The sequence below is a fragment of the Streptomyces sp. NPDC046915 genome (assembly GCF_040644935.1).
Taxonomy (GTDB): domain Bacteria; phylum Actinomycetota; class Actinomycetes; order Streptomycetales; family Streptomycetaceae; genus Streptomyces.
In genome coordinates this window covers 502417-524360 of record NZ_JBEYXB010000005.1, presented here as the reverse complement: position 1 = coordinate 524360, position 21944 = coordinate 502417, and the positions used below count along the sequence as shown (strand labels likewise).

Sequence of the window (21944 nt, the reverse complement as noted above, 5' to 3'; positions counted from 1 at the left end):
GGCGGAAATCACCCGCCACAGGCGATGCACGGCACGGCGGGTCCGGGTGAACTTCTCGTTCAGAACGACAGGGAGGTGCCCCCGATGTGCAGATGGCTGGCCTACTCAGGAACCCCCGTCCTGCTCGACACCATTCTCTACAAACCCGCGCACTCGCTGATCGACCAGAGCCTGCACTCCAGGCTGGGAGTCGAGACGACCAACGGCGACGGGTTCGGCGTCGGCTGGTACGCGCCGGACATCGACACCCCCGCGATCGTCCGGGACACCACCCCGGCGTGGAACAACCGCAACCTGCGGGAGCTCGCCGATCACATCAGCTCCCCGCTGTTCTTCGCCCACATCCGCGCCTCGACCGGTACCGCGGTGCAGCAGACCAACTGCCATCCGTTCCGCCACGACCGCTGGATGTGGATGCACAACGGGGCGATCACGGACTTCCACCAGGTGCGCCGGGATCTGGCCCTGGCCATCGACCCGGGACTGTTCTCCGACATCGAGGGCTCGACGGACTCCGAGATGATGTTCTTCCTCGCCCTCACCTTCGGGCTGGAGCACGACCCGCCGGGTGCCGTCGCGCGGATGGTGGGCCTGGTGGAGGAGACAGGCCGCCGGCGCGGGGTGGAGTACCCGATCCAGATGACGGTGGCGGTCACGGACGGACGCCGGCTGTGGGCCTTTCGCTACTCCAGCCAGGGCTCCTCACGCTCGCTCTACTACAGCACCCAGGTCGAGACACTGCGGGCACTCCACCCCGATGTGGCCTTTCTCCGGCACATCTCCGACGAGACCCGCCTGGTCGTCTCCGAGCCCCCGGGTGATCTGCCCGGAGCCTGGAACCAGGTTCCCGAGAGCAGCTACGGCGTCGTGTACCAGGGTGCGGACGAACTGCACGTCTTCACCCCTGCGGCCGGATAGCGCGGTCATCGTTCTCCGGGTCTTGTCATGCGATCGGTTCCGATATATCGTTGACGCATCGCGACAGATCAACGATGGATGGAGTGATTGCGATGCGTACCCACGGATTCGAGCGTGGACATCGGCAGGACGGCCCCCACCGGCGTGGCCGGGACGGGATGCGGGCGGCCTTCGGGCCCTTCGGGCCGGGCGGTCCGGGGTTCGGGCCCGGCGGGCCCGGTTTCGGGCCGGGGCCCTGGGGGCCGCGAGGACGCGGTGGCCCGAGGGGGCGGGCGCGGCGCGGTGACGTGCGGGCCTCGATCCTGGCCCTGCTGCGGGACCGGCCGATGCACGGTTACGAGATGATCCAGGAGATCGCCGAGCGCAGCGCAGGCGCGTGGAAGCCCAGCCCCGGCTCGGTCTACCCCACCCTCCAGCTGCTGGAGGACGAAGGCCTGATCGCCAGCGCGAGCGAGGGCGGCAAGAAGCTGTTCTCCCTCACCGACGAGGGCCGGACCGCGGCCGAGGCGGGCCCCGAGGCCCCCTGGGAGGAGGCGTCCCGCGGGGTCGACTGGGAGGCCCTCGGTGAGATCCGCCAGGCCGGGTTCGGCCTGATGGAGGCCTTCAGTCAGGTCTGGAAGACCGGCAGCAAGGAGCAGCGCGAGAAGGCGTTGTCCGTGATCAACGACGCCCGCAAGAAGCTGTACCTGATCCTCGCCGACGAGGACTGACAGCCGTACGGTCGTCGAGGCGCCCCGTGGAGCGATCCGCGGGGCGCCTTCGTCGTCTACGGGGGGGGGTGAACGCGGACGGCCCGGGTCACCGGGTCAGGTCACCAGGCCGCCCAGCTTGCGCAGCGACTCGTTCAGGGCCGCCGTCGCCGAATCCTTGAGCTTGCCCGCCATCAGGGAGACGGCCGCGCCGGTGAACTCGCCGTCGATGCGCACCGTCGTGCCGTCGCCGTCGGGGGTGAGCGTGTAGCGCGTGGCGACGGTCACCGCCATCGGGCCCTTGCCGCGAATGGCGAACACCCGGGCCGGCTCCAGCTCCTCGATGGTCCACTCGACCTCCGCCGGGAAGCCCATCAGCTTCATGTTCTCCTGGAAGGTTCCGCCCACCTCCAGGGCCTCGGGGCCGCCCTTGGGGAAGCTGGTGTGGGTCGCGTTCCACTCCCCGTACGCCGACCAGTCCGTGAGCTTCGCCCACACCTTCTCGGCCGGTGCCTGGATGTGTGCCTCCGCGCTGACTTCGGCCATGCGACCACCCCTTCGTGTCGGGCTACGGTGTCGCGGAACGTAGCCGTAGGGCCCCGAACATTCAATACTGACGAACCGTCAGAATATGTGGAGGCCCGTACGGCCCGTAACCGTCGTACGGTCCTGATCTCCTCCGCAAGGAGGAGATGCCGAACGCCGGTGTCCACTCTCCGCGGGAGGGCGAAATGGTTCCCTCCGTCGATGACACGGGCGTGGGGGACTGATGAGGTAGGGGATGTGCAACCCCGTATTCCCCGCCAGTCCGCCCGTGACCAGGGCGTCCACCGCGCGAACGACGAAGCCGGGCTCGGTGCGGAGCTGGCGGCGGTGGTCGCGGTCGCCCGTCGCAGAGCCGTCCGGGACGGGGACCGGCAGATCGACACCGCCCATCTGCTGCACTCGCTCCTGGAGACCGACGCCGAGGCGCGCGCCGCCATCGGCGACTCCCGCAAGGTCGTCCGACTGCTCGGCTACCTCGTGCAGCGCAGCATCGGCTACGGCCTGCGCTGGCAGAGCAGTGTGGAGGACTCCGGCGCACCGTCCTTCCTGAAGGACGCCGAGGGCTGGTCGCCGGTCGCCGCGGCCGCCATGCGGGGTGCCCGCGAGCGCGCCCGGCGGCGCGGCGAGGAACGCGCCCGCGGCATCGACCTCCTCGCGGCGCTCGCCGCCGACCCGCAGGCCCGGGCGGTCGAGGTGCTCCGGCGCGCCGGGGTCGAGGCGGCCGGACTGCTCGCGGGGATCGACCATGCGACGGCGGAGTGCGTCGGTGACGGCGGAAGGGTGCGCTGAACGGTGCCCGGCCGCCCCGCTCCGTCCAGCCGTTGAGACAGGTGTCAACGGGGGTGACGCTCCTGTCGTCGCCTGTCATCATGTGCCGGTGCGTATGCCTGAGAACAGTCATGGCGGTGGCGGGAAGGGCGTCGGGCTCGGCCTGGCGCTCGGCTCCGCGCTCGCCTTCGGGGGATCCGGGGTCGCGGCCAAGCCGCTGATCGAGGCGGGTCTCGACCCGCTGCACGTGGTGTGGCTGCGAGTGACGGGCGCCGCGCTGGTGATGCTGCCGCTCGCGGTGCGCCATCGCGCCCTGCCGCGCCGCCGCCCCGCGCTGCTCGCCGGGTTCGGACTGCTCGCCGTGGCCGGCGTCCAGGCCTGCTACTTCGCCGCGCTCTCCCGAATCCCGGTGGGGGTGGCGCTGCTGGTGGAGTACCTGGCGCCCGCGCTCGTGCTCGGCTGGGTGCGGTTCGTGCAACGGCGGCCCGTCACCAGGGCGGCCGCACTCGGGGTGGTCCTGGCCGTCGGCGGCCTCGCCTGCGTGGTCGAGGTGTGGTCCGGCCTGGGCTTCGACGCGCTGGGGCTGCTCCTCGCGCTCGGCGCGGCCTGCTGCCAGGTCGGCTACTTCGTACTGTCCGATCAGGGCGCCGGGACCGGCGAGGAGGCGCCGGACCCGCTCGGCGTCATCGCCTACGGACTCCTCGTCGGTGCCGTCGTGCTGACCTTCGTCGCCCGTCCCTGGACCATGGACTGGTCGGTGCTGTCCGGCACCGCGCGCATGAACGGCACCGAGGTCCCGGCCGTCGCTCTGCTGGCCTGGATCGTGCTGGTCGCGACGGTCGTCGCCTACGTCACCGGCGTGCTGTCCGTGCGCCGGTTGTCCCCGCAGGTCGCGGGTGTCGTGGCCTGCCTGGAAGCGGTGATCGCGACCGTGCTGGCCTGGGTGCTGCTCGGCGAACACCTCTCGGCGCCGCAGGTCGTGGGCGGCGCCGTCGTCCTGCTCGGCGCGTTCATCGCACAGTCCTCGACACCGGCCAAGGGTGCGGCGGAGCCGGTGGCGGGCGGGGGCGCCGAAAGGGAGTTGTCCGCCCGAGGGACGGCTGCCTAGGGTGTCGAGCATGCCGTCGAACGCACTCGTCCTTCCGCCCCCGGCCGCCTGAGGCGGGCCTCCGGGAACGTGCCCGGCGTGTCGCCGGGCGGGACGGTGCTGCCCGCAGACGAAGTCCGTGGGCTCCGCTGGACGAGAGCAGCGGGGCCTCTGCCGAACTTCCACTTCTGCGGAGACCACTCGTGTCGCATGTTGTCTCTGGCCTGCCCGTCGGGCGTGGCCTGCTCTGTCTGATCGTCGCCGGTGCCGCCTGGGGCACCGCCGGCGCCGCCGCCGCACTGGTCTACCGGACCAGTGACATGGGGGCCGTCACCCTGTCCTTCTGGCGCTGCGCCGCCGGGCTCGCGCTGCTGCTCGCCGACCGGGTGCTGCGCCGGGTGCTGCGCGGCCGCCCGCGGGCCGCCGTGACCGAAGCGCCCGGCCGCCGTGCGCTGAAGGCCGTGACCACGGGCGTCGGCCTCGCCGTGTTCCAGACCGCCTATTTCGCCGCCGTGTCGGCCACCGGACTCGCCGTCGCCACCGTGGTCACCCTCGGCGCCGGCCCCGTGCTCATCGCGCTCGGCGCCCGCTTCGCGCTGGGGGAGCGGCTCGGCCCGGCCGGAACGGCCGCCGTCGCAGGGGCGCTCGCCGGACTGCTCGTGCTGACGTGCGGCGGCGCGGGAGCGACCGTACGTCCCTGGGGCGTGCTGCTCGCGCTCGCGTCGGCGTCCGGTTACTCCGCGATGACGCTGCTCACCCGCTGGTGGGGGCGGGACGGCGGGAGCGACGCGGCGGGTACGACGGTGTGGGCGTTCGCGGTGACCAGCCTGTGCCTCCTGCCGTTCGCCCTGGCGGAGGGGCTGCTGCCGCACACCGCCCATCCCGTCCGGGTGCTGTCTCTCATGGGGTACATCGCCGCCGTTCCCACGGCCCTCGCGTACGCCCTCTACTTCGCGGGCGCCGCCGTCGTGCGGTCGGCCACCGTCTCCGTGATCATGCTCCTGGAGCCGGTGAGCGCGGCCGTCCTCGCCGTAGCCCTGCTCGGTGAGCACCTGACCGCGTCCACCGTGACCGGCACGCTGCTGATGCTCGGCTCGGTCGCGGGGCTCGCCGTCGCGGAGGCACGCGAAGCGCGACGAGGGACGGGCGGGGAACGACCTGCCCTCGTGTGAACCGACCGGGTGCGGTGGGCCGGGGTGCGGTGGGCCGGGGTGCGGTCGGGGGGCCTGAGCGACAGCCGAGGCGGTCGCTCAGGCCCCCCGCCGTATCAGATGTTCCCGCGCCGCCGTGTCGCGCGGGGCGTTGCGGCTCATCAGGGCGGTCACCATGTGCCGGCGGACCTCTTCCGATCGCTTTCCCGCGTACTTGAACTTGGCCCGGACGTCCGTCACTTCCAGCCGCAGGACGCGGATGCCGGACAGGAGACGGCCGTACGGGGCCTCGCCCGGGGTGGCGCGGGCCGAGCCGCCGTCCGGCTGGAAGTGGCCGACCTGGCGGTTGAGGAGGGCGGCCTTCTCCGCCGGATCGTCCACGACATGGGCGGTGCAGCTGAGCTGGACGGCCGCGTAGAAGCTCGTGGGGACGCCGTGTTCGGGCGGGGTGCCGGGTGCGGCCTGCCAGGGGCCCGGAACGAAGACGTAGTCGTCGACCACGCTCAGCAGCACCCGCGGCTCCGCCTCGAGTGCGGGCCAGAGCGGATTGGGGCGGGCGAGATGGGTGACGGCCTCGCGGCGGTCGGGGTCGTAGGCGAAGTGCAGCGGCTGGACGAGCGGTGGCTCGCCGGGCGGGCCGTTGACCGCGAGCTGGCCGAAGTCGTGGGCGGCCAGCCAGGTCTGCCACTCGGTGTCGTCGTGGGGTGCGTCCCAGGGGTGGATCAGCATCACAGGGCCGTGAGGTAGTCGGGGAGCGCGGTGCCGGGGGCCAGGTCGGCCTCGGGGAGCGGAGCGTCGTACCCCTTGCGCAGCGGGACCACGCCGGCCCAGTGCGGGAGGGCGAGATCCTCGGGTTCGTCGCTCACGCCGCCGGTGCGGAGCTTGGCGGAGACCTCGTCCAGGTCGAGGCGGATCACGGCGGTGGCGGCCAGCTCCTTCTTGTTGGCGGGGCGGGAATCGGCGGCCCGGCCCGCGACGACATGGTCGACCAGCGCGTCCAGGGCGAGCCGCTTCTCCTCGGGGTCGGTGACTTCGTACGCGGTGCCGTGCACCACCACGGAGCGGTAGTTGATCGAGTGGTGGAAGGCGGAGCGGGCCAGCACCAGGCCGTCGACATGGGTGACCGTCAAGCACACCGGCAGCCCCGGGTCGGCCTGGCCGGTCATCCGCAGCGGGCGCGAGCCCGTGGAGCCGTGCACGTACAGGCGCTCGCCGACCCGGCCGTAGAGCGTGGGCAGCACCACGGGCGCGCCGTCGCGGACGAAGCCGAGGTGGCAGACGTACCCCTCGTCGAGTATCGCGTGCACCAGTTCCCTGTCGTACGACGCCTTGTGCGCGGCACGCGTGGGGACGGTGCGGTCGGTCGGGCGGTACGCGGCCGGCTGCGGCGGCGTCTGCTCGGTGCCCTGCATGACGGTCTCCTTGCATTTGGATTGCACTAGTGCATAATTGATTTTGTGCTAGGAGAGTATCCGATCGAAGGACGTGGCGCAGCGGAGATTGCTGCGAGTATCGAGAGCGCGGTGGGCGCCGGGACCCTGGAGCCCGGCCAACTGCTGCCTCCGATGCGAGAGTTGGCGGTCCGGCTGGGGGTGAACCCGAACACTGTCGCGGCCGCCTATCGCACCCTGCGCGAGCGCGGGGTCATCGAGACGGCCGGGCGCCGGGGCAGCCGGATCCGGCCCAAGCCGGCCACCACCGGGCGGGAGAAGGTGCGCGTGGACGTGCCGTCGGGGGTGCGTGACCTGTCCGACGGCAACCCCGACCCCGCCTTGCTGCCGCCGCTCGCACCGACGCTGGCGGCCGTCGCCGAGGAGGCGGACCGGGAACCGGTGCTGTACGGCGACGATCCCGTGGAGCCGGAACTGGCCCGCGTCACACGGGCCGAACTCGACGCCGACGGCGTCCCCGAGGGCCCTCTGGCGGTGCTCTCCGGGGCTCTCGACGCCGTGGAACGCGTCCTTGCCGCCCATCTCAAGCCGGGGGACGCCGTAGCCGTCGAGGACCCCGGCTGGGGCCGCACCCTCGACCTCGTCTCCGCGCTCGGACTGCGCACGACCCCCGTCGGTGTCGACGACGAGGGGCCGCGCCCCGAGGCGTTGCGCACGGCCCTGCGCTCCGGCGCGCGGGCCCTGATCGTCACCGACCGCGCGCAGAACCCCACCGGCGCCTCCGTGAGCGCCCCGCGTGCGCGTGCCCTGCGGGCCGTCCTCCGTGAGCACCCGCAGACCCTGCTCGTCGAGGACGACCACGGCCACGGCATCGTCGACCTGCCGCTGCACCCTCTCGCGGGCGTCACCCACCACTGGGCGTTCGTCCGCTCCGCCGCCAAGGCCTACGGCCCCGACCTCAGGCACGCCGTGCTCACCGGCGACCCGGTCACCGTCGACCGGGTCCGAGGCCGGCAGCGGCTCGGGCCCGGCTGGGTGAGCCTGCTGCTGCAACGGACGGTGGTGCGGCTGCGGGCGAGCGGCGCGGTCGACGGTCCGGCGGTGGCAGCGGCGTACCGAGCCCGCCGGGAGCTGCTCATCGACGCGCTCGCCGAGCGCGGGGTCCGCGCCCACGGCCGCAGCGGTATGAACGTCTGGGTGCCCGTCCCCGACGAGACCGGCGCGGTCGCCCGCCTCCTGCACGCCGGCTGGGCCGTCTCGCCCGGCGCCCGCTTCCGCCTCGACGCCCCGCCCGGCATCCGGATCACCGTCTCGACCCTGGCCCCGGCCGAGGTCGCCCCACTGGCGGACGCGATCGCCTCGGCGGTCGGGCCGACCCCGATGCGCAGCTACGTCTAGGGGTCCCTAAGCGGCCCGCTTGCCCCGCGCCTGGGTCAGCGCCGCCCCCGCCAGCACGATCACCGCCCCCACCGGCGTCGTCCAGTGCAGTGTCTCGTCCAGGATGGCGACGCCGGCGGCTGTGGCGATGACCGGGATGAAGTAGGTGACCATCTGGGCCGTCGTCGGGCCGACCTCGGCGACCAGGCCGTACTGGATGAGGACCGCGAGACCGGTGCCGAGGGCGCCGAGGGCGGCGACGGCGAGCAGCGGTATGAGGGCGAAGCGGTCGGGGGCGGTGGTGAACAGGGGGGTGACGACGGTCAGCTGGAGCGTGGCCAGGAGCAGTTGGGCGCCCGTCATCGACAGGTGGGAGTGGCCGCTGCCGGCGAGTGTGCGGCGGACGTATATCCAGCCGACCGGGTAGCTGAGCGAGGCCAGCAGGGCCAGCGCGGTGCCCGTGGCGTCGAGGCCGGTGAAGCCCTGCCAGGCGCCCAGGACCGTCAGGACTCCGAGGAAGCCCAGACCGAGCCCGGCGACCCGCACTCGCGTCGGCCGGTCCTCGGAGAGGGCGACCAGGGACAGGGCCATGCCCCACAGGGGCGACGTGGCGTTGCAGATGCCGGCCAGCGTGGACGGGATCGTCAGTTCCGAGTACGCGAAGAGGGAGAACGGCAGGGCGTTGAGCAGGAACGCGGCGACCGCCAGATGGCCCCAGGTGCGGGCCCCGCGCGGGAGTCGTTCCCGCTTCACCGCCATCGCGGCCCCGAGCACCGCCGTGCCGAAGACCAGCCGCCCGAGCGTGACCTGGAAGGGCGCGTAGCCCTGCGTGCCCACCTTGATGAGCAGGAAGCTGAAGCCCCATATCAGGGACAGGGCGCCGAAACGGAGGCGCCAGTCGAGGCGGGTGCGGGGGCGCGCGGCGGTCTGTCGGGCCTCGGCGCGGGTGGCAGCGGCGGTGGTCATGGCCTCCACGATGCTTCAGTCGACCTCGTAGCACAATTGAGATTTCCACAGCGACACCTCTTAGTATTACTTATATGTTGAACCTGGAGCGCCTGCGCACCCTCGACGCCCTCGCCCGGCACGGCTCGGTCAGCGGGGCGGCCGAGGCGCTGCACGTCACGACGTCCGCGGTCTCCCAGCAGCTGGGCAAACTGGAGCGGGAGGTCGGCCAGCGGCTCCTGGCCAAGAACGGGCGGGGCGTCAGGCTCACCGACGGCGGCCGGCTGCTCGCCGAGCACGCCGCGCGCATCCTCTCCCAGGTGGAGCTCGCCCAGTCCGACCTGGAGGCGCACCGGGGCCAGGTCGCCGGAGAGCTGCGGCTGTCGGCGTTCCCGACCGCCGCGCGCGGTCTGTTCCCCACCGCCCTCGCCGACCTGCGCGCCCGGCACCCGGCGCTGCGGGTGCGCTCCGGCGAGCTGGAGCCGGAGAACGGCATCGCCGGAGTGGTGCGCGGCGACCTGGACCTCGCGGTCGTCCTCGACTGGTACAACAAGCCGATGCCGGTGCCCGACGGCCTGGTCAAGGCACCCCTGCTCGACGACCCCGCCGACGTGGCGATGCCGGCCGGCCACCCGCTCGCGGACCGCGAGGAGGTGGACCTCGGGGAGTTCGCCGAGGACGAGTGGATCACTTGGGGCGAGGGCGAGTTCTGCCACGAGTGGCTGATGTTCACGCTGCGTTCGCGCGGCGTCGAGCCCATCGTCGGCCACCGTGCCGCCGAGACCCACACCCAATTGGGCCTGGTCGCCGCGGGACTCGGCGTGTGCATCGCGCCGTTGCTGGGCCGCCACCCGGTGCCCCCCGGCGTCGTCATGGTGCCGCTCAAGCAGCGGGTGCGCCGCCATGTGTACGTCGTCTGGCGCGCGGACGCCGACCGCCGCCCGTCGATCCGCGCGGCGGTCGAGGCGCTGCGGACGGCGGCCGAGCAGGTCGGCTGAACCGCGCCGACAGTCCTACGCCGGGCCCAGCTTGCTGAAGTCCCAGGAGACGATCTTCTCCGGTGTCAGCCGCGCCCAGGCGTGCCGCCCGTCGTGGGGCATCTCGTCCAGGCCGAAGTTCTTGCGCGCGAACAGCGTCTCCGCGGTGTCCAGTTCGGCGCACAGCTCCCCGATGCGCGGCACCTCGCCCACGAACTCCATCGTGCCGGTCAGTTCGACGCCGCGCAGCTGGTCGTACTCCTCGCCCGAGTCGACCACGACCGCCACCCGCGGATCGCGGCTGAGGTCCGTCCAGCGCTTGCTGCGCACCACCGAGTACAGCCACAGCGACACACCGTCCCAGGCGTACCACAGGGCACTCACGTGCGGTGCGCCGTTCGCCGACACGGTGGCGACCCGGCAGGTGCGCTGGGTGGTGAGGAACTCGTCCACCTCACCCGTTGTCATCATGATCTTCCGGCCCCGGCGCTGAGTGGCAGTCATGCATCCCCCTCTTCTCCCACGTCGTGCCAGAGGAGGACGGTCCGGGTCCTGTCCGGCGCCTAGATCCTCTGACATCACGTCAGAAAAGAATGGGTCGTCTTCCCCTCGGACGCAATGCCGGTTAGTCTCGCCCGCCCCGAACTCCGGCGAAAGGGCGCGAACATGGCGTCGCACGAGCGGCTCGGTGAAGTCCTCGACCCCGCGAGCACCGCCCTGCTCACCGTGGAGTGCCAGCAGGGCGTGGTCGGCCCGGACAGCGCGCTGCCCGAACTCGCCCGTCAGGCCCGCTCCTCCGGCGCCCTGGCCAACATCGCCCGGCTGGTCGCCGCCGCGCACGACAGCGGTGTCCAGGTGATCCACGCCGTTGCCGAACGCCGCCCCGACGGCCGGGCCGCCAGTCGCAACGCCCGGCTGTTCCGTGCCGCCGAACGGCTCCCGGTACAGCAGCTGTCCGGCACCTCGGCGGTGCGTGTCGCGGCGCCGATCGAGGTCACCGAGGAGGACATCGTCGTACGACGGCTGCACGGCCTCTCGCCCGTACAGGGCACCGAGGTCGACGCACTGCTGCGCAACCTGGGCTGCCGCACGCTGATCGTGACCGGAGTCTCGGCCAACGTGGCGATCCCCAACGCCGTGTTCGACGCGGTCAACCTCGGCTACACCGCCGTCGTGCCCGCCGACGCCGTCGCGGGGGTGCCCGCCGACTACACCCCCGCGATGATCCGCAACACCCTCGCGCTGGTCGCCACGGTCGCGACCACGGACGAGGTGCTCGGCTGCCTCAAGCGGCCGCGCCGCCAGGGCTGACGCCCGCGTTTCACGCCAGCTTGATCTCGTCCCCGGAGACGGTGATGTTCGCGGCGGCCAGCGGCTGCGTCGCGGGCCCCTGCTTCACACTTCCGTCGGCCGCGGAGAAGTGGCTGTTGTGGCACGGACAGACGATCACGCCGTTGGCGACGCTGCCCACCGCGCACCCCGCGTGGGTGCACTTGGACGAGAACGCCTTGTACGTGCCCGAGGCCGGCTGGGTGACGACGACGCCCTGGTCCTTGAAGATCTTGCCGCCGCCCTCGGGGATGTCCGAGGTCTTGGCGAGCGTGGTGCCACCGGCGCTGCCGCCGCTCTCCTGTGCGCTGGGCGAGCTGCCGGCACCGGCACCGGCCGATCCGGCCGTTCCGTTGGACCCGGCCGCGCTGGAGGAGTCCGACGACTTGTCGTCCGACCCGCAGGCGGTCAGCGCGGCGGCGAGTCCCGCCGCTCCGGCCGCCGCCACGACGGTGCGGCGGGCCGGTCCCGCTGCGGGAGTGGGCGATGCGCTGGTCATGTGGGGTTCCCTTCCGCGGAGCTTTTCGTGATCCGTCCAGGGGTACGGTCTTGGGGCACCACCTGTTCAGACGGCATCGAGATCTTGTCTTCCTGGAGATGAGGCGAACGTAAACCACAGCTGTCGTTCCGCTGTCGGTCCGGGCGTCGCCGCAGCCCCCAGTAGCCTGGGGCGATGCTCAAGGAAGTCATCGCGACCCGCTACATCACGCCCCTGCGGGAGGGCGGCTCACTGCCGGGACTCGTCGAGGCCGACGACTTCGGGACGTACGTCATGAAGTTCATGGGCGCCGGTCAGGGCCGCAAGACGCTGGTGGCGGAGGTCGTCTGCGGCGAACTGGCCCGCCGCCTCGGCTTCCGGATGCCCCGGCTGGTCACGATCGACCTCGACCCGGTACTGGGGCTCGGCGAACCCGACCAGCAGGTGCAGGAACTGCTCAGGTCCAGCGGCGGCACCAACCTCGGCATGGACTTCCTCTCGGGTGCCCTCGGCTTCGACCCGCTCGCCTTCACGGTGAGCAGCGAGGAGGCCGGGCGGATCGTCTGGTTCGACGCGCTGGTGAACAATGTCGACCGCTCCTGGCGCAACCCCAATCTGCTGATGCACCGGGGAGAGCTGTGGCTCATCGACCACGGCGCCACCATGATCTGGCACCACAACTGGCCTTCCGCCGAGACCTCCGCGGCCCGTCCGTACGATGCCTCGGACCACGCCCTCGCGCGCTTCGCGCCCGATGTCCGCTCGGCCGCCGCCGCGTTGGCGCCCCTGGTCACCGAGGAACTCCTCGCCGAGGTCACCGCCGAGATCCCCGACGCCTGGCTGGCCGGTGAACCGGGCTTCGCGGCCCCGGACGACCTCCGGCGGGCCTATGCGCGTCCGCTGCTCGCGCGGGCCGCCGGCATCCACGAGCGCGTCAACGGCCTCGACAGCATCCACGGCATCCACGGCATCGAGGGGAACAAGTGATCGAGCGCCACATCACCCGGTCAGGTCAGGGCGGCGACCGCGACGTCTTCGAGTACGCGCTGCTCAGGGTCGTACCCCGTGTCGAACGGGGCGAGTGCATCAATGCGGGAGTGGTCGTCTACTGCCGCGCGAAGGCGTACGTCGGCGCCCGTACCCACCTCGACGAGGTCCGGCTGCTGGCGCTCGATCCGGATGCGGACGTGGTGGGTGTGCGGGCCGCGCTGGGCGCCGTCGAGGGCGTGTGCGCCGGGGGCGGGGCGGCCGGACAGGCGGCGGGGGACGATCCCGGGCGGCGCTTCCGCTGGCTGATCGCGCCCCGCTCGACGGTCGTGCAGCCCGGGCCCGTGCACACGGGGCTCACGACCGATCCGGCGGGCGAGGCGGAGCGGTTGCTGGACCTCCTGGTGAGGTAATGGATCACACGCGCCCTGTGTGCCGTTGACACGGGGTGCCAGGGCTTCTAGCGTCACCTGTGTCGAAGGTACTAAGCGGTCGCTCACCCATCGGGCGCACCTTCTCTAGGGCGAGGAGAATCAGCAATGTCCACCACTGAGCAGCGGGTCGCCGTGGTCACCGGCGCCGCGCGCGGCATCGGTGCCGCCACCGCCGTACGGCTGGCCGCCGAGGGTCGCGCGGTCGCCGTGATCGACCTCGACGAGGCCGCCTGCAAGGACACCGTGGAGAAGATCACCGCGGCCGGCGGCAAGGCCATCGCGGTCGGTGCCGACGTCTCCGACGAGGCGCAGGTCGAGGCGGCCGTCGCGCGCGTCGTCGAGGAGCTGGGCGCCCCGACGATCCTGGTCAACAACGCGGGCGTGCTCCGTGACAACCTGCTGTTCAAGATGAGCGCCTCGGACTGGGACACCGTCCTGAACGTGCACCTGCGCGGCTCCTTCCTGATGACCAAGGCCGTCCAGAAGCACATGGTGGACGCGGGCTTCGGCCGCGTCGTCAACCTGTCTTCCTCCTCCGCGCTCGGCAACCGCGGCCAGGCCAACTACTCCGCCGCCAAGGCGGGCCTGCAGGGCTTCACCAAGACCCTCGCCATCGAGCTGGGCAAGTTCGGCATCACCGCCAACGCCGTCGCCCCGGGCTTCATCGCCACCGAGATGACCAAGGCCACGGCCGACCGCGTCAAGATGGGCTTCGAGGAGTTCAAGGCCGCCGCCGCCACCCAGATCCCGGTGCAGCGCGTGGGCGAGCCCGAGGACATCGCCAACGCCATCGCGTTCTTCACCGGCGAGGCCGCGGGCTTCGTCTCCGGCCAGGTGCTGTACGTCGCCGGCGGACCGCTGAACTAGGGACACTGGGGACCACGGACATGACTGAACTGCCTGAACTCTCCGGCAAGGTCGCCCTCGTCACGGGCGCCAGCCGCGGCATCGGCTACGGCGTCGCCGAGGCGCTCGTCGCGCGCGGCGACCGGGTGTGCATCACCGGCCGCAACGAGGACGCCCTCAAGGAGGCCGTCGAGCAGCTCGGCGCCGAACGGGTCATCGGCGTCGCCGGCAAGGCGCACGACCTCGCCCACCAGACCGAGGCCGTCGCACGCGCCATGGAGGCTTTCGGCCGCGTCGACTTCCTGGTCAACAACGCCGGTACGAACCCGGTGTTCGGGCCGATCGCCGACCTCGACCTGGATGTCGCGCGCAAGGTGTTCGAGACCAACGTGATCTCGGCGCTCGGCTTCGCGCAGAAGACCTGGCACGCCTGGCAGAAGGACAACGGCGGTGCGATCGTCAACATCGCCTCGGTCGCGGGTCTCGCGCCCTCGCCGTTCATCGGCGCCTACGGCGTCAGCAAGGCCGCGATGATCAACCTGACCCAGCAGCTCGCGCACGAGTTCGCGCCCAAGGTACGGGTCAACGCCATCGCCCCGGCCGTCGTGAAGACCAAGTTCGCGCAGGCCCTGTACGAGGGCCGGGAGGAGGAGGCGGCCGCGGCCTACCCGCTCGCCCGGCTCGGCGTGCCCTCCGACATCGGCGGCGCCGCCGCCTTCCTCACCTCGACGCAGTCCGACTGGATCACCGGGCAGACGCTCGTGGTCGACGGCGGCATCTTCCTGAACGCCGGCGTGGGCTGACGGCGCTCGCCGTCACGCGCTCCGGGCGCCGTTCCCCACGGGAGCGGCGCCCGTTTTCATGCCGTACAAGATCCACACGGGGAATGACAACGTCGTCATACCACAGTGGATCAAGGAGCCTGGTCACAGGGTGGTTCAGCGGGCGTGACGCTGCGGTATGGTCTGCCGACCCTTGGTATGGCGGATCGAGGAGTGTGCGCGTGTTCAACCGGAACCGAGGCCTGCAGAAGGTGGCTGCGGTCCTGTCCATATCCTTGGTGGCCGGCTGCGGAATCCTTTCCGACGATGGCCAGGACAGCGGCGGCCCGATCGTGGTGGGCACCACGAGCGCGCCCAGCACCCTGGATCCGGCCGCCTCTTGGGACCAGTCCTGGGAACTCTTCCGTAACATCTACCAGACCCTGCTGAACTACCCCGTCGGCGCGACCACGCCGCAGCCCGACGCGGCCGAGAGCTGTCGGTTCTCGGCGTCCAACACGGTCTACACCTGCAAGCTCCGCTCGGACCTGACCTTCTCCAACGGGCACAAACTGGACGCTCAGGCCGTCAAGTACTCGTTCGACCGAATAAAGAAGATCAACGTCAGCACCGGCCCCGCCGGCCTGCTCACCGGCCTCGACCGGGTCCAGGCGGTGGGCGACCGCGAGGTGGTCTTCCGCCTGAACAAGCCGGACGCCACGTTCCCGTTCGTGCTGGCGACGCCCGGCATGTCGATCGTGGACCCCGCGGAGTACTCGAAGAACGCACTGCGCAAGGACGACCGGGTGACCGGGTCCGGGCCGTACGACCTGAAGTCCTACCAGCAGGGCAAGGAGGCCGTGCTGGTCGCGAACAAGAGCTACAAGGGCTTCGCGAAGCGTGAGAACGACGCGGTGACCATCCGCTACTACCAGGATTCGCATCTGCTGGCCGACGACCTGCGTGACAAGAAGATCGACGTCATCTTCCGCGGCCTCGCCGCCGCCGACGTCCTCTCCTTCCAGAGGCAGGGCAACAAGGACATCGATCTCATCGACGGATCGAGCAACGAGATCGAGTACCTGGTGTTCAACCCCAAGGACCCCTGGGCCCGCAAGACTCCCGTTCGAAGAGCCATCGCCCAGCTCATCAACCGCAGCGAGATCGTCCACCAGGTCTACAAGGACACCGTCCAACCGCTCTACTCCATGGTCCCCGCCGGCCTGACCGGGCACACCACCGTCTTCTTCGACGACTTCGGAGACCCCAGCGTCGCCAAGGCCCGCAAGATCCTCACCGACGCGGGCATCACCCAGAAGGTGCCGCTCACGCTCTGGTACACCACCGACCGCTACGGCTCGGCGACCGCGAAGGAGTTCCAGGAGATCAAGAGCCAGCTGGAGGCCTCCGGCCTGTTCACCGTCACCCTGCACGGTGCCCCCTGGAACACCTATGTGAAGGGCTACCAGAAGGGCGAGTACCCGGTGTTCGGGCGCGGGTGGTCCCCCGACTACCCCGACGCCGACAACTTCATCGCGCCGTTCGTCGGCAGTCAGAACGCCGTCGGCACGCCCTACTCGACACCCAAGATCACTGACGACCTGCTGCCCCGCTCCCGCCAAGAGGCCGACCGCGGCCGTGTGGTGAAGGAGTTCCAGGAGGCGCAGACGATCCTGGCGAACGACGTGCGGCTGCTGCCGCTGTGGCAGGGCAAGCAGTACCTGGCCGTGAGCGACGACATCTCCGGCGCGGAGCGGTCGGTCGACCCGTCCACGATCATGATGATGTGGGAGTTGTTCCGGAAGACCAGCTGGTAGCGGAGGCGTTTTCCGAGGGCGGGACCCGTTGTCAGTGGTCGCCTGTAGGTTCTGAGACCTGGAAGTGACCGCACATCGTGAGGACGTTGACGTGACCGACATCGCCATGCTGCCCGAGTCCTGGCGCGGGGTTCTGGGCGACGAGCTGCAGCAGCCCTACTTCAAGGAGCTGACCGAGTTCGTCGAGGAGGAGCGGTCGAAGGGTCCCGTCCATCCGCCGCGCGAGGAGGTCTTCGCCGCGCTGGATGCCACGCCGTTCGAGCGGGTGAAGGTCCTGATCCTCGGTCAGGACCCCTACCACGGCGAGGGCCAGGGCCACGGCCTGTGCTTCTCGGTCCGGCCCGGCGTGCGGACCCCGCCCTCGCTGCGCAACATCTACAAGGAGATGCACGAGGAGCTGGGCACGCCGGTCCCGGACAACGGTTATCTGATGCCGTGGGCCCAGCAGGGCGTCCTGCTGCTGAACGCGGTGCTCACGGTCCGCGGCGGCGAGGCCAACTCGCACAAGGGCCGGGGCTGGGAGCGGTTCACGGACGCGGTGATCCGCGCGGTGGCGGGCCGGCCCGACCCCGCGGTCTTCGTGCTGTGGGGCAACTACGCGCAGAAGAAGCTCCCGCTGATCGACGCCGAGCGGCACGCCGTGGTCAAGGGCGCGCACCCCTCGCCGCTGTCGGCCAAGAAGTTCTTCGGCTCCCGTCCGTTCACGCAGATCAACGAGGCCGTCGCCGCGCAGGGCCACGAGCCGATCGACTGGAGCATCCCGAACCTCGGCTGACCGCGGCCGGGCGGTCCTGTGTCGTACGGGGCCGCCTGACCGGGTTTGCCGGTGCCGACGGTTAGCGTCGTCCGGTACAGGCCCCTACGTGTGCCCGGAGGACGCGGTGGCGGAGCGACAGGAGCAGGCGGCGCCGGACGCCGTGCTGACGCGGATCGGGCAGGTCGTGATGCTGCATCACGGCGGGGACCGCGAGGAGGCCCGGCGCCGGTTCCTGGATCTGTGGGCGGAGCTGGCGGAGGACGGGGACCCGCTGTACCGCTGCACACTGGCCCACTACCTGGCCGACACCCAGGACGACCCCTCCGACGAACTCGCCTGGGACCTGCGGGCGTTGTCGGCGGCTGAGGAACTGGCCCAGGAGCACGAGGCCGGGGACGAGAGCCCGGCCGCGATGCGTGCCTTCTACCCCAGCCTGCATCTGAACCTCGCCGCCGACTACGTGAAACTGGGCCACTCCGAGGCCGCCCGCACCCATCTGCGCCGGGCCCGTGGGGCGGCCGACGCGCTCGGCGAGGACCGCTACGGGGACGGGGTGCGGGCGGCGATCAGCCGGCTGGAGCTGCGGCTGGGGGAGGAGGGTCCCCCCGGAGGGGAGTCCTGGGGGCCGCCGAGACAGCGGCCGACGTAGCGGCCGACGCAGCGCCCGGGGCCGCGGCCGGGGTCAGTGCCCGTAGGCCTGATCGCAGATGACCGCCTCCGGGCTGCCCGGCCGCCAGCCGCCGTACTGCTTGCCGAGGGCGCACACGTCCGGGTTCTTCGGCAGGGACCTCGGTGCGGAATCGGGTACGGACTTCGACGCGCCGGGGATCTTCCCGCGCGGCTGCTCGGGAGGCTTGCGAGGCGGCTGGGGACGCGTGACCCGCGGCGGCTGCTGCCGGGGCACCGGTGGGGCCGGCGGACGATGTGGCGTGGGCGCCGCGGGGCGGCCCGGCCGGCGGGACGGGCCGACCATCTCCAGTGCCTCCCGGGCCGGCGCCTGCACGATCCGTGGCCGGGTGCTGCCGTCCGGCCGGGACGCCGAGGTCTGTGACGGTGCCGTACCCGGCGGCGGGCCGGACGTCGGCGGACGCTGGACCGTCACACAGCCGGAGAGGGCCGAGACGGCCACGGTGGCCAGGAGCGCTGCGGTGGTCGTCGTTCGATGCACCCGCGCAACTCTGGTGGGTGACGCCCGCGTTGGAAACGGCACCGGGGCGGATGGTGCCCCGCACGGGTGATCTCGTACCCCGTACGGGTGGGTGCGGGCACGCCGGGGATGACGTCAGTCGCCGGTGGCGCCGTCCAGCTGCTCGCGAACCAGGTCGGCGTGGCCGTTGTGGCGGGCGTACTCCTCGATCATGTGGGTGTAGATCCAGCGGAGGCTGAAGGGCTCCTGGGTGGACCTGCCGGTGCCCACGGAGAGGTCGTCGAGACCGAACCCGGCCGCGTGCCGCCGAGCGATCTCCATCTCGGCCTGCCAGGTGCCGTACGCCTCCTGCCAGGTGTCCGTCTCGGTGAGATGGAACTCGCCGTCCGGGTCCTCGTCGCTGTAGTAGATCGGCCCCGGATCGTCGCCGGTCAGCACCTTGCGGAACCAGCCCCGCTCCACCTCCGCCATGTGGCGCACGAGCCCCATCAGCGACAGCTCGGACGGCGGCACGGACGCGGTGCGCAACTGTTCGTCGGTCAGGCCCTCGCACTTCAAGGCCAGCGTCTGGCGGTGGTAGTCCAGCCAGCCCTCCAGCATGGTGCGTTCGTCGGCGTTCTGGGCGGGCTCTTCCCGCTTGATCGTCATGTCCGCATCCTCGCCCAACTCGCCGTCCGCCTCTACGGGTTTTCCGCGTCCGCTCAGTCCCCCCCCCCGTCAGCGGCCGAGCATCCCCCGCAACAGCTCCCGCACCCCCGCCCGCACCTCCGCCAGGCTCGGTACCTCCGCGTTGAACGACCCGGCCACGCACGAGAACATCACCCCGTCCGCCCAGCCGGTCAGCGACAGCACGTGCCGGGCCGGATCGGTCGAGCCGACGGCGGTGAGCATGGCGGCCAGCTGTTCGCGGAACACGGCGCCCGTCGCGTCGTAGAAGGCGCGCAGCTCGGGGCGGCGGGTCGCCTCCAGGGCCAGTTCGTAGCGGGCGACGAGCAGGTCGCGGTGGCCGGTGATCGAGCGGTGCGTGGCCAGGGCCAGGGCGTCCGCCAGCGCGTCGAGCCCGCCGCGCGGATCCGGCATCTCGTCCAGGGCCAGCACCCGCGCCTCCCGCTCGGCGTGCCTGCGCACCGCCAGCTCCAGCAGCGCCTGCCGGGTGCGGGCCACGTTCGACGTGGAGCCCTGCGGCAGGCCCGCCGCCTCGTCGACCGCCCGGTGCGTCAGCCCGCGCATGCCGCGTGAGGCGAGCAGGGCGAGGGCGGTGTCGGCGACGAGATCGGCGCGGGCGGCGCTCGTGGGGTGTACGGACATGCTGGTCAACCTACCGTCCGGACTACGCCTGTAGTGTCACCCTATCGCTCGGACTACACCTGTAGTACGGTCGAGGAACTACTTCACTACACTTGTAGTGCGCGGTGCGCCGCGCCGGAGGAGGAGCCATGGCACAGTCGCGTGCCGTCGTCATCGGGGGCGGCATAGGGGGCCTGACCGCCGCGGCGGCCCTGCACCGGGACGGATGGCAGGTCACCGTGGTGGAGCGGGCCCACTCCCTGGAGCCGGTCGGCGCGGCCATCTCGCTGGCCCCGAACGCCCTGCGCGCCCTGGACGTCCTCGGCATCGGCGAGGAGATCCGCGACCTCGCCGCCTGGCAGGGCGACGGGGGACTGCGGGCACCGCGCGGCCGCTGGCTCTCCCGCTCCAGTGCCGAGGCCGCCGCCGCCCGCTTTGGCGGTCCCCTGGTCCTGCTGCACCGGGCCACCCTGGTCGACAGCCTCGCCGCGCTGCTCCCGCCGGGCACCGTCCGCACCGCCGCGGCCGCGGCCCTCGCCGACCCCGGCGACCGCGACCGGCCCGCCCGCGTGACCATCGCCGACGACGAGCTGGAGGCCGACCTCGTGGTGGCCGCCGACGGCGTCCACTCCCGCGCGCGGAGCCTGCTGTTCCCCGGCCGTCCGGGGGCGGTGTACGCCGGGTTCACCACCTGGCGGCTCGTGCTCCCGGTACCCGGGGCACGCTTCGCCTCGCACGAGACCTGGGGCCGGGGCCGGCTGTGGGGCACGCATCCGCTCAAGGACGGCCGGGTGTACGCGTACGCCGCCGCGACGGTCCCCGCCGGGGAGCACGCCCCGGACGACGAACGGGCCGAGCTGCTGCGCCGGTTCGGCGACTGGCACGACCCGATCCCGGCCGTCCTCGCCGCCGCCCGCGCGGAGGACGTGCTGCGCCACGACGTCCACCACCTCGCCGAGCCGCTGCCCGCCTTCCACCACGGCCGGACCGCCCTCCTCGGGGACGCCGCGCACGCCATGCCCCCGACCCTCGGCCAGGGCGGCAACCAGGCCATCGAGGACGCCGTCGTCCTCGCCTTCCACGCCCGCGACCTCTCCGCCTACACGGCGGCCCGGCTGCCCCGCACGGCTGCCATCGCCCGGCAGGCCGTCAGGGCCGCCCGCCTGAGCATGGCCGACGGCCGCGTGACCGTCGCCGTGCGCGACACCGCGATCGCGGTGCTGTCGAAGGCCGCACCGGCGCTGCTGCTGCGCGGCTTCGACGGCATCGCCGACTGGCGCCCCCCGTATGCTTCCGGCAGGACACCGGCGGGCAACCACGACAGGGAGCGCACGTGAAGGTCGGCTGCATCGGACTCGGTGACATCGCGCAGAAGGCCTATCTGCCGGTGCTGGCCGCGCAGCAGGGCATCGACCTGCACCTGCACACCCGTACGCCCGCCACCCTCGCCCGGGTCGCCGACGGCCTCCACCTCCCGGCCGACCGGCGGCACCCCACCCTGGACGCCCTGCTCGCCCAGGACCTCGATGCGGCCTTCGTGCACGCGCCCACCGTCGCGCACCCCGAGATCGTCACCCGGCTGCTCGAGGCGGGCGTCCCGACCTACGTCGACAAGCCGCTTGCCTACGAACTCGCCGACTCCGAGCGGCTGGTGGCGCTCGCCGAGCGGCACGGCAGCTCGCTCGCCGTCGGCTTCAACCGGCGGTACGCTCCCGGGTACGCGCAGTGCGCCGACCATCCGCGCGAGCTGATCATCATGCAGAAGAACCGGGTCGGGCTGCCGGAGGAGCCGCGCTCGATGATCCTCGACGACTTCATCCACGTCGTCGACACCCTGCGGTTCCTGGTCCCGGGCCCGGTCGACGACGTGACCGTGCGCGCCCGCACGGAAGGCGGCCTGCTGCACCACGTGGTGCTTCAGCTCGCCGGGGACGGCTTCACCGCGCTCGGTGTGATGAACCGGCTCAGCGGCTCGGCCGAGGAGATCCTCGAGGTCTCCGGCCAGGACACCAAGCGCCAGGTCGTGAACCTCGCCGAGATAATCGACCACAAGGGCCAGCCGACCGTGCGGCGCCGCGGCGACTGGGTGCCGGTCGCCCGGCAGCGCGGCATCGAGCAGGCGGCACTGGCGTTCCTCGACGCCGTACGCACCGGCAAGGTGCTCGGCGCCCGGGACGCACTGGCGACCCATGAACTGTGCGAGCGGGTCGTACGCGCGGTCCTGGAGGGGACGTCGGGGGCGGTCTGAGGGG

Annotated in this window: 26 protein-coding genes; 17 read left to right on the top strand and 9 right to left on the bottom strand. The window is 71.9% G+C overall.

Going from position 1 to position 21944, the window contains the following annotated elements; all coding sequences use genetic code 11:
- The first annotated feature begins 84 nt into the window (after positions 1-84).
- Together ABZ915_RS16440 and ABZ915_RS16435 are read left to right on the top strand one after the other, a co-directional pair.
- Complete coding sequence (locus tag ABZ915_RS16440; RefSeq protein ID WP_361802360.1) at positions 85-918, top strand: class II glutamine amidotransferase; 834 nt, start codon at positions 85-87, stop codon at positions 916-918.
- A 92-nt stretch (positions 919-1010) separates the two neighbouring features.
- Positions 1011-1628 (top strand): PadR family transcriptional regulator, encoded by a 618-nt coding sequence (locus ABZ915_RS16435; protein ID WP_361802357.1) that lies wholly within the window; start codon positions 1011-1013, stop codon positions 1626-1628.
- Between the two features lie 96 nt (positions 1629-1724).
- Here ABZ915_RS16435 and ABZ915_RS16430 read toward each other — a convergent pair whose 3' ends face one another.
- Entirely contained in the window at positions 1725-2153 is a 429-nt protein-coding gene (locus ABZ915_RS16430) for an SRPBCC family protein (RefSeq protein ID WP_361802354.1), read from the bottom strand.
- A gap of 237 nt (positions 2154-2390) precedes the next feature.
- Here ABZ915_RS16430 and ABZ915_RS16425 point away from each other — a divergent pair, with 237 nt between their 5' ends.
- From ABZ915_RS16425 to ABZ915_RS16415, 3 genes are all read left to right on the top strand, one after another.
- Positions 2391-2942, top strand: coding sequence for a Clp protease N-terminal domain-containing protein (locus ABZ915_RS16425; RefSeq protein ID WP_361802351.1), 552 nt, complete (start codon positions 2391-2393; stop codon positions 2940-2942).
- Between the two features lie 94 nt (positions 2943-3036).
- On the top strand, positions 3037-4029 hold the full coding sequence (locus ABZ915_RS16420; protein WP_361802348.1) for an EamA family transporter: 993 nt from the start codon (positions 3037-3039) through the stop codon (positions 4027-4029).
- Between the two features lie 182 nt (positions 4030-4211).
- A complete protein-coding gene (locus ABZ915_RS16415; protein WP_361802345.1) occupies positions 4212-5180 on the top strand; it encodes an EamA family transporter in 969 nt (322 codons plus the stop codon).
- 78 nt (positions 5181-5258) lie between these two features.
- On the opposite strand, the gene ABZ915_RS16410 is transcribed toward ABZ915_RS16415, so the two are convergent.
- Both ABZ915_RS16410 and ABZ915_RS16405 read right to left on the bottom strand, forming a co-directional pair.
- Positions 5259-5888, bottom strand: coding sequence for an FMN-binding negative transcriptional regulator (locus ABZ915_RS16410; RefSeq protein WP_361802342.1), 630 nt, complete (start codon positions 5886-5888; stop codon positions 5259-5261).
- The gene (locus tag ABZ915_RS16405; RefSeq protein WP_361802339.1) at positions 5888-6571 is read right to left on the bottom strand and encodes a pyridoxamine 5'-phosphate oxidase family protein; all 684 of its coding nucleotides are present in this window, start codon (positions 6569-6571) and stop codon (positions 5888-5890) included. The genes ABZ915_RS16410 and ABZ915_RS16405 overlap by 1 nt, the downstream gene beginning before the upstream one ends.
- A 45-nt stretch (positions 6572-6616) precedes the next feature.
- Here ABZ915_RS16405 and ABZ915_RS16400 point away from each other — a divergent pair, with 45 nt between their 5' ends.
- Positions 6617-7948 (top strand): aminotransferase class I/II-fold pyridoxal phosphate-dependent enzyme, encoded by a 1332-nt coding sequence (locus tag ABZ915_RS16400; RefSeq protein ID WP_361802336.1) that lies wholly within the window; start codon positions 6617-6619, stop codon positions 7946-7948.
- A gap of 6 nt (positions 7949-7954) precedes the next feature.
- On the opposite strand, the gene ABZ915_RS16395 is transcribed toward ABZ915_RS16400, so the two are convergent.
- Complete coding sequence (locus ABZ915_RS16395; RefSeq protein ID WP_361802333.1) at positions 7955-8893, bottom strand: DMT family transporter; 939 nt, start codon at positions 8891-8893, stop codon at positions 7955-7957.
- Between the two features lie 74 nt (positions 8894-8967).
- Between ABZ915_RS16395 and ABZ915_RS16390 the strand changes: the two genes are divergently transcribed.
- The gene (locus tag ABZ915_RS16390; RefSeq protein WP_361802330.1) at positions 8968-9870 is read left to right on the top strand and encodes a LysR family transcriptional regulator; all 903 of its coding nucleotides are present in this window, start codon (positions 8968-8970) and stop codon (positions 9868-9870) included.
- A gap of 15 nt (positions 9871-9885) precedes the next feature.
- Here ABZ915_RS16390 and ABZ915_RS16385 read toward each other — a convergent pair whose 3' ends face one another.
- Positions 9886-10353 carry a pyridoxamine 5'-phosphate oxidase family protein gene (locus tag ABZ915_RS16385; RefSeq protein WP_361802327.1) on the bottom strand — a complete coding sequence of 156 codons (468 nt, stop codon included), beginning with the start codon at positions 10351-10353 and terminating at the stop codon, positions 9886-9888.
- A 162-nt stretch (positions 10354-10515) separates the two neighbouring features.
- Between ABZ915_RS16385 and ABZ915_RS16380 the strand changes: the two genes are divergently transcribed.
- A complete protein-coding gene (locus ABZ915_RS16380) occupies positions 10516-11160 on the top strand; it encodes a cysteine hydrolase (RefSeq protein ID WP_361802324.1) in 645 nt (214 codons plus the stop codon).
- Between the two features lie 10 nt (positions 11161-11170).
- On the opposite strand, the gene ABZ915_RS16375 is transcribed toward ABZ915_RS16380, so the two are convergent.
- On the bottom strand, positions 11171-11677 hold the full coding sequence (locus ABZ915_RS16375; RefSeq protein WP_361802321.1) for a Rieske (2Fe-2S) protein: 507 nt from the start codon (positions 11675-11677) through the stop codon (positions 11171-11173).
- A gap of 174 nt (positions 11678-11851) precedes the next feature.
- Between ABZ915_RS16375 and ABZ915_RS16370 the strand changes: the two genes are divergently transcribed.
- The 7 genes from ABZ915_RS16370 (at position 11852) to ABZ915_RS16340 (ending at position 17907) form a co-directional block, all read left to right on the top strand.
- Positions 11852-12643 (top strand): HipA family kinase, encoded by a 792-nt coding sequence (locus ABZ915_RS16370; RefSeq protein ID WP_361802319.1) that lies wholly within the window; start codon positions 11852-11854, stop codon positions 12641-12643.
- On the top strand, positions 12640-13056 hold the full coding sequence (locus ABZ915_RS16365; RefSeq protein WP_361802316.1) for a DUF3037 domain-containing protein: 417 nt from the start codon (positions 12640-12642) through the stop codon (positions 13054-13056). Before ABZ915_RS16370 ends, ABZ915_RS16365 begins: the two co-directional genes overlap by 4 nt.
- A 126-nt stretch (positions 13057-13182) precedes the next feature.
- Positions 13183-13944: a 3-oxoacyl-ACP reductase FabG gene (gene fabG / locus ABZ915_RS16360; RefSeq protein ID WP_361802313.1), complete on the top strand. Its 762-nt coding sequence runs from the start codon at positions 13183-13185 to the stop codon at positions 13942-13944.
- Positions 13945-13964: 20 nt separating this feature from the next.
- Complete coding sequence (locus tag ABZ915_RS16355) at positions 13965-14726, top strand: SDR family oxidoreductase (RefSeq protein WP_361802310.1); 762 nt, start codon at positions 13965-13967, stop codon at positions 14724-14726.
- A 200-nt stretch (positions 14727-14926) separates the two neighbouring features.
- Positions 14927-16501, top strand: coding sequence for an ABC transporter substrate-binding protein (locus tag ABZ915_RS16350; protein WP_361802308.1), 1575 nt, complete (start codon positions 14927-14929; stop codon positions 16499-16501).
- A gap of 91 nt (positions 16502-16592) precedes the next feature.
- On the top strand, positions 16593-17276 hold the full coding sequence (locus ABZ915_RS16345) for a uracil-DNA glycosylase (protein ID WP_361802305.1): 684 nt from the start codon (positions 16593-16595) through the stop codon (positions 17274-17276).
- 106 nt (positions 17277-17382) lie between these two features.
- Positions 17383-17907: a hypothetical protein gene (locus ABZ915_RS16340; RefSeq protein ID WP_361802302.1), complete on the top strand. Its 525-nt coding sequence runs from the start codon at positions 17383-17385 to the stop codon at positions 17905-17907.
- A gap of 33 nt (positions 17908-17940) precedes the next feature.
- On the opposite strand, the gene ABZ915_RS16335 is transcribed toward ABZ915_RS16340, so the two are convergent.
- The 3 genes from ABZ915_RS16335 to ABZ915_RS16325 form a co-directional block, all read right to left on the bottom strand.
- Positions 17941-18426 (bottom strand): hypothetical protein, encoded by a 486-nt coding sequence (locus ABZ915_RS16335; RefSeq protein ID WP_361802299.1) that lies wholly within the window; start codon positions 18424-18426, stop codon positions 17941-17943.
- Positions 18427-18540: 114 nt separating this feature from the next.
- Positions 18541-19053: a DinB family protein gene (locus ABZ915_RS16330; protein WP_361802296.1), complete on the bottom strand. Its 513-nt coding sequence runs from the start codon at positions 19051-19053 to the stop codon at positions 18541-18543.
- A 69-nt stretch (positions 19054-19122) separates the two neighbouring features.
- A complete protein-coding gene (locus tag ABZ915_RS16325; RefSeq protein WP_361802293.1) occupies positions 19123-19713 on the bottom strand; it encodes a TetR/AcrR family transcriptional regulator in 591 nt (196 codons plus the stop codon).
- A gap of 128 nt (positions 19714-19841) precedes the next feature.
- On the opposite strand from ABZ915_RS16325, the gene ABZ915_RS16320 reads away from it, so the two are divergent.
- The gene (locus tag ABZ915_RS16320; RefSeq protein ID WP_361802290.1) at positions 19842-21029 is read left to right on the top strand and encodes an FAD-dependent monooxygenase; all 1188 of its coding nucleotides are present in this window, start codon (positions 19842-19844) and stop codon (positions 21027-21029) included.
- On the top strand, positions 21026-21940 hold the full coding sequence (locus tag ABZ915_RS16315) for a Gfo/Idh/MocA family oxidoreductase (protein ID WP_361802287.1): 915 nt from the start codon (positions 21026-21028) through the stop codon (positions 21938-21940). The genes ABZ915_RS16320 and ABZ915_RS16315 overlap by 4 nt, the downstream gene beginning before the upstream one ends.
- Positions 21941-21944: the final 4 nt, after the last annotated feature.

Excerpts from the sequence above, each read along its gene's own strand:
- ABZ915_RS16440 (WP_361802360.1), top strand. The coding sequence starts at position 85 with ATGTGCAGATGGCTGGCCTACTCAGGAACCCCCGTCCTGCTCGACACC.
- ABZ915_RS16435 (WP_361802357.1), top strand. The coding sequence starts at position 1,011 with ATGCGTACCCACGGATTCGAGCGTGGACATCGGCAGGACGGCCCCCAC.
- ABZ915_RS16430 (WP_361802354.1), bottom strand. The coding sequence starts at position 2,153 with ATGGCCGAAGTCAGCGCGGAGGCACACATCCAGGCACCGGCCGAGAAG.
- ABZ915_RS16420 (WP_361802348.1), top strand. The coding sequence starts at position 3,037 with ATGCCTGAGAACAGTCATGGCGGTGGCGGGAAGGGCGTCGGGCTCGGC.
- ABZ915_RS16410 (WP_361802342.1), bottom strand. The coding sequence starts at position 5,888 with ATGCTGATCCACCCCTGGGACGCACCCCACGACGACACCGAGTGGCAG.
- ABZ915_RS16405 (WP_361802339.1), bottom strand. The coding sequence starts at position 6,571 with ATGCAGGGCACCGAGCAGACGCCGCCGCAGCCGGCCGCGTACCGCCCG.
- ABZ915_RS16395 (WP_361802333.1), bottom strand. The coding sequence starts at position 8,893 with ATGACCACCGCCGCTGCCACCCGCGCCGAGGCCCGACAGACCGCCGCG.
- ABZ915_RS16390 (WP_361802330.1), top strand. The coding sequence starts at position 8,968 with ATGTTGAACCTGGAGCGCCTGCGCACCCTCGACGCCCTCGCCCGGCAC.
- ABZ915_RS16385 (WP_361802327.1), bottom strand. The coding sequence starts at position 10,353 with ATGACTGCCACTCAGCGCCGGGGCCGGAAGATCATGATGACAACGGGT.
- ABZ915_RS16380 (WP_361802324.1), top strand. The coding sequence starts at position 10,516 with ATGGCGTCGCACGAGCGGCTCGGTGAAGTCCTCGACCCCGCGAGCACC.
- ABZ915_RS16375 (WP_361802321.1), bottom strand. The coding sequence starts at position 11,677 with ATGACCAGCGCATCGCCCACTCCCGCAGCGGGACCGGCCCGCCGCACC.
- ABZ915_RS16370 (WP_361802319.1), top strand. The coding sequence starts at position 11,852 with ATGCTCAAGGAAGTCATCGCGACCCGCTACATCACGCCCCTGCGGGAG.
- fabG (WP_361802313.1), top strand. The coding sequence starts at position 13,183 with ATGTCCACCACTGAGCAGCGGGTCGCCGTGGTCACCGGCGCCGCGCGC.
- ABZ915_RS16355 (WP_361802310.1), top strand. The coding sequence starts at position 13,965 with ATGACTGAACTGCCTGAACTCTCCGGCAAGGTCGCCCTCGTCACGGGC.
- ABZ915_RS16330 (WP_361802296.1), bottom strand. The coding sequence starts at position 19,053 with ATGACGATCAAGCGGGAAGAGCCCGCCCAGAACGCCGACGAACGCACC.
- ABZ915_RS16325 (WP_361802293.1), bottom strand. The coding sequence starts at position 19,713 with ATGTCCGTACACCCCACGAGCGCCGCCCGCGCCGATCTCGTCGCCGAC.
- ABZ915_RS16320 (WP_361802290.1), top strand. The coding sequence starts at position 19,842 with ATGGCACAGTCGCGTGCCGTCGTCATCGGGGGCGGCATAGGGGGCCTG.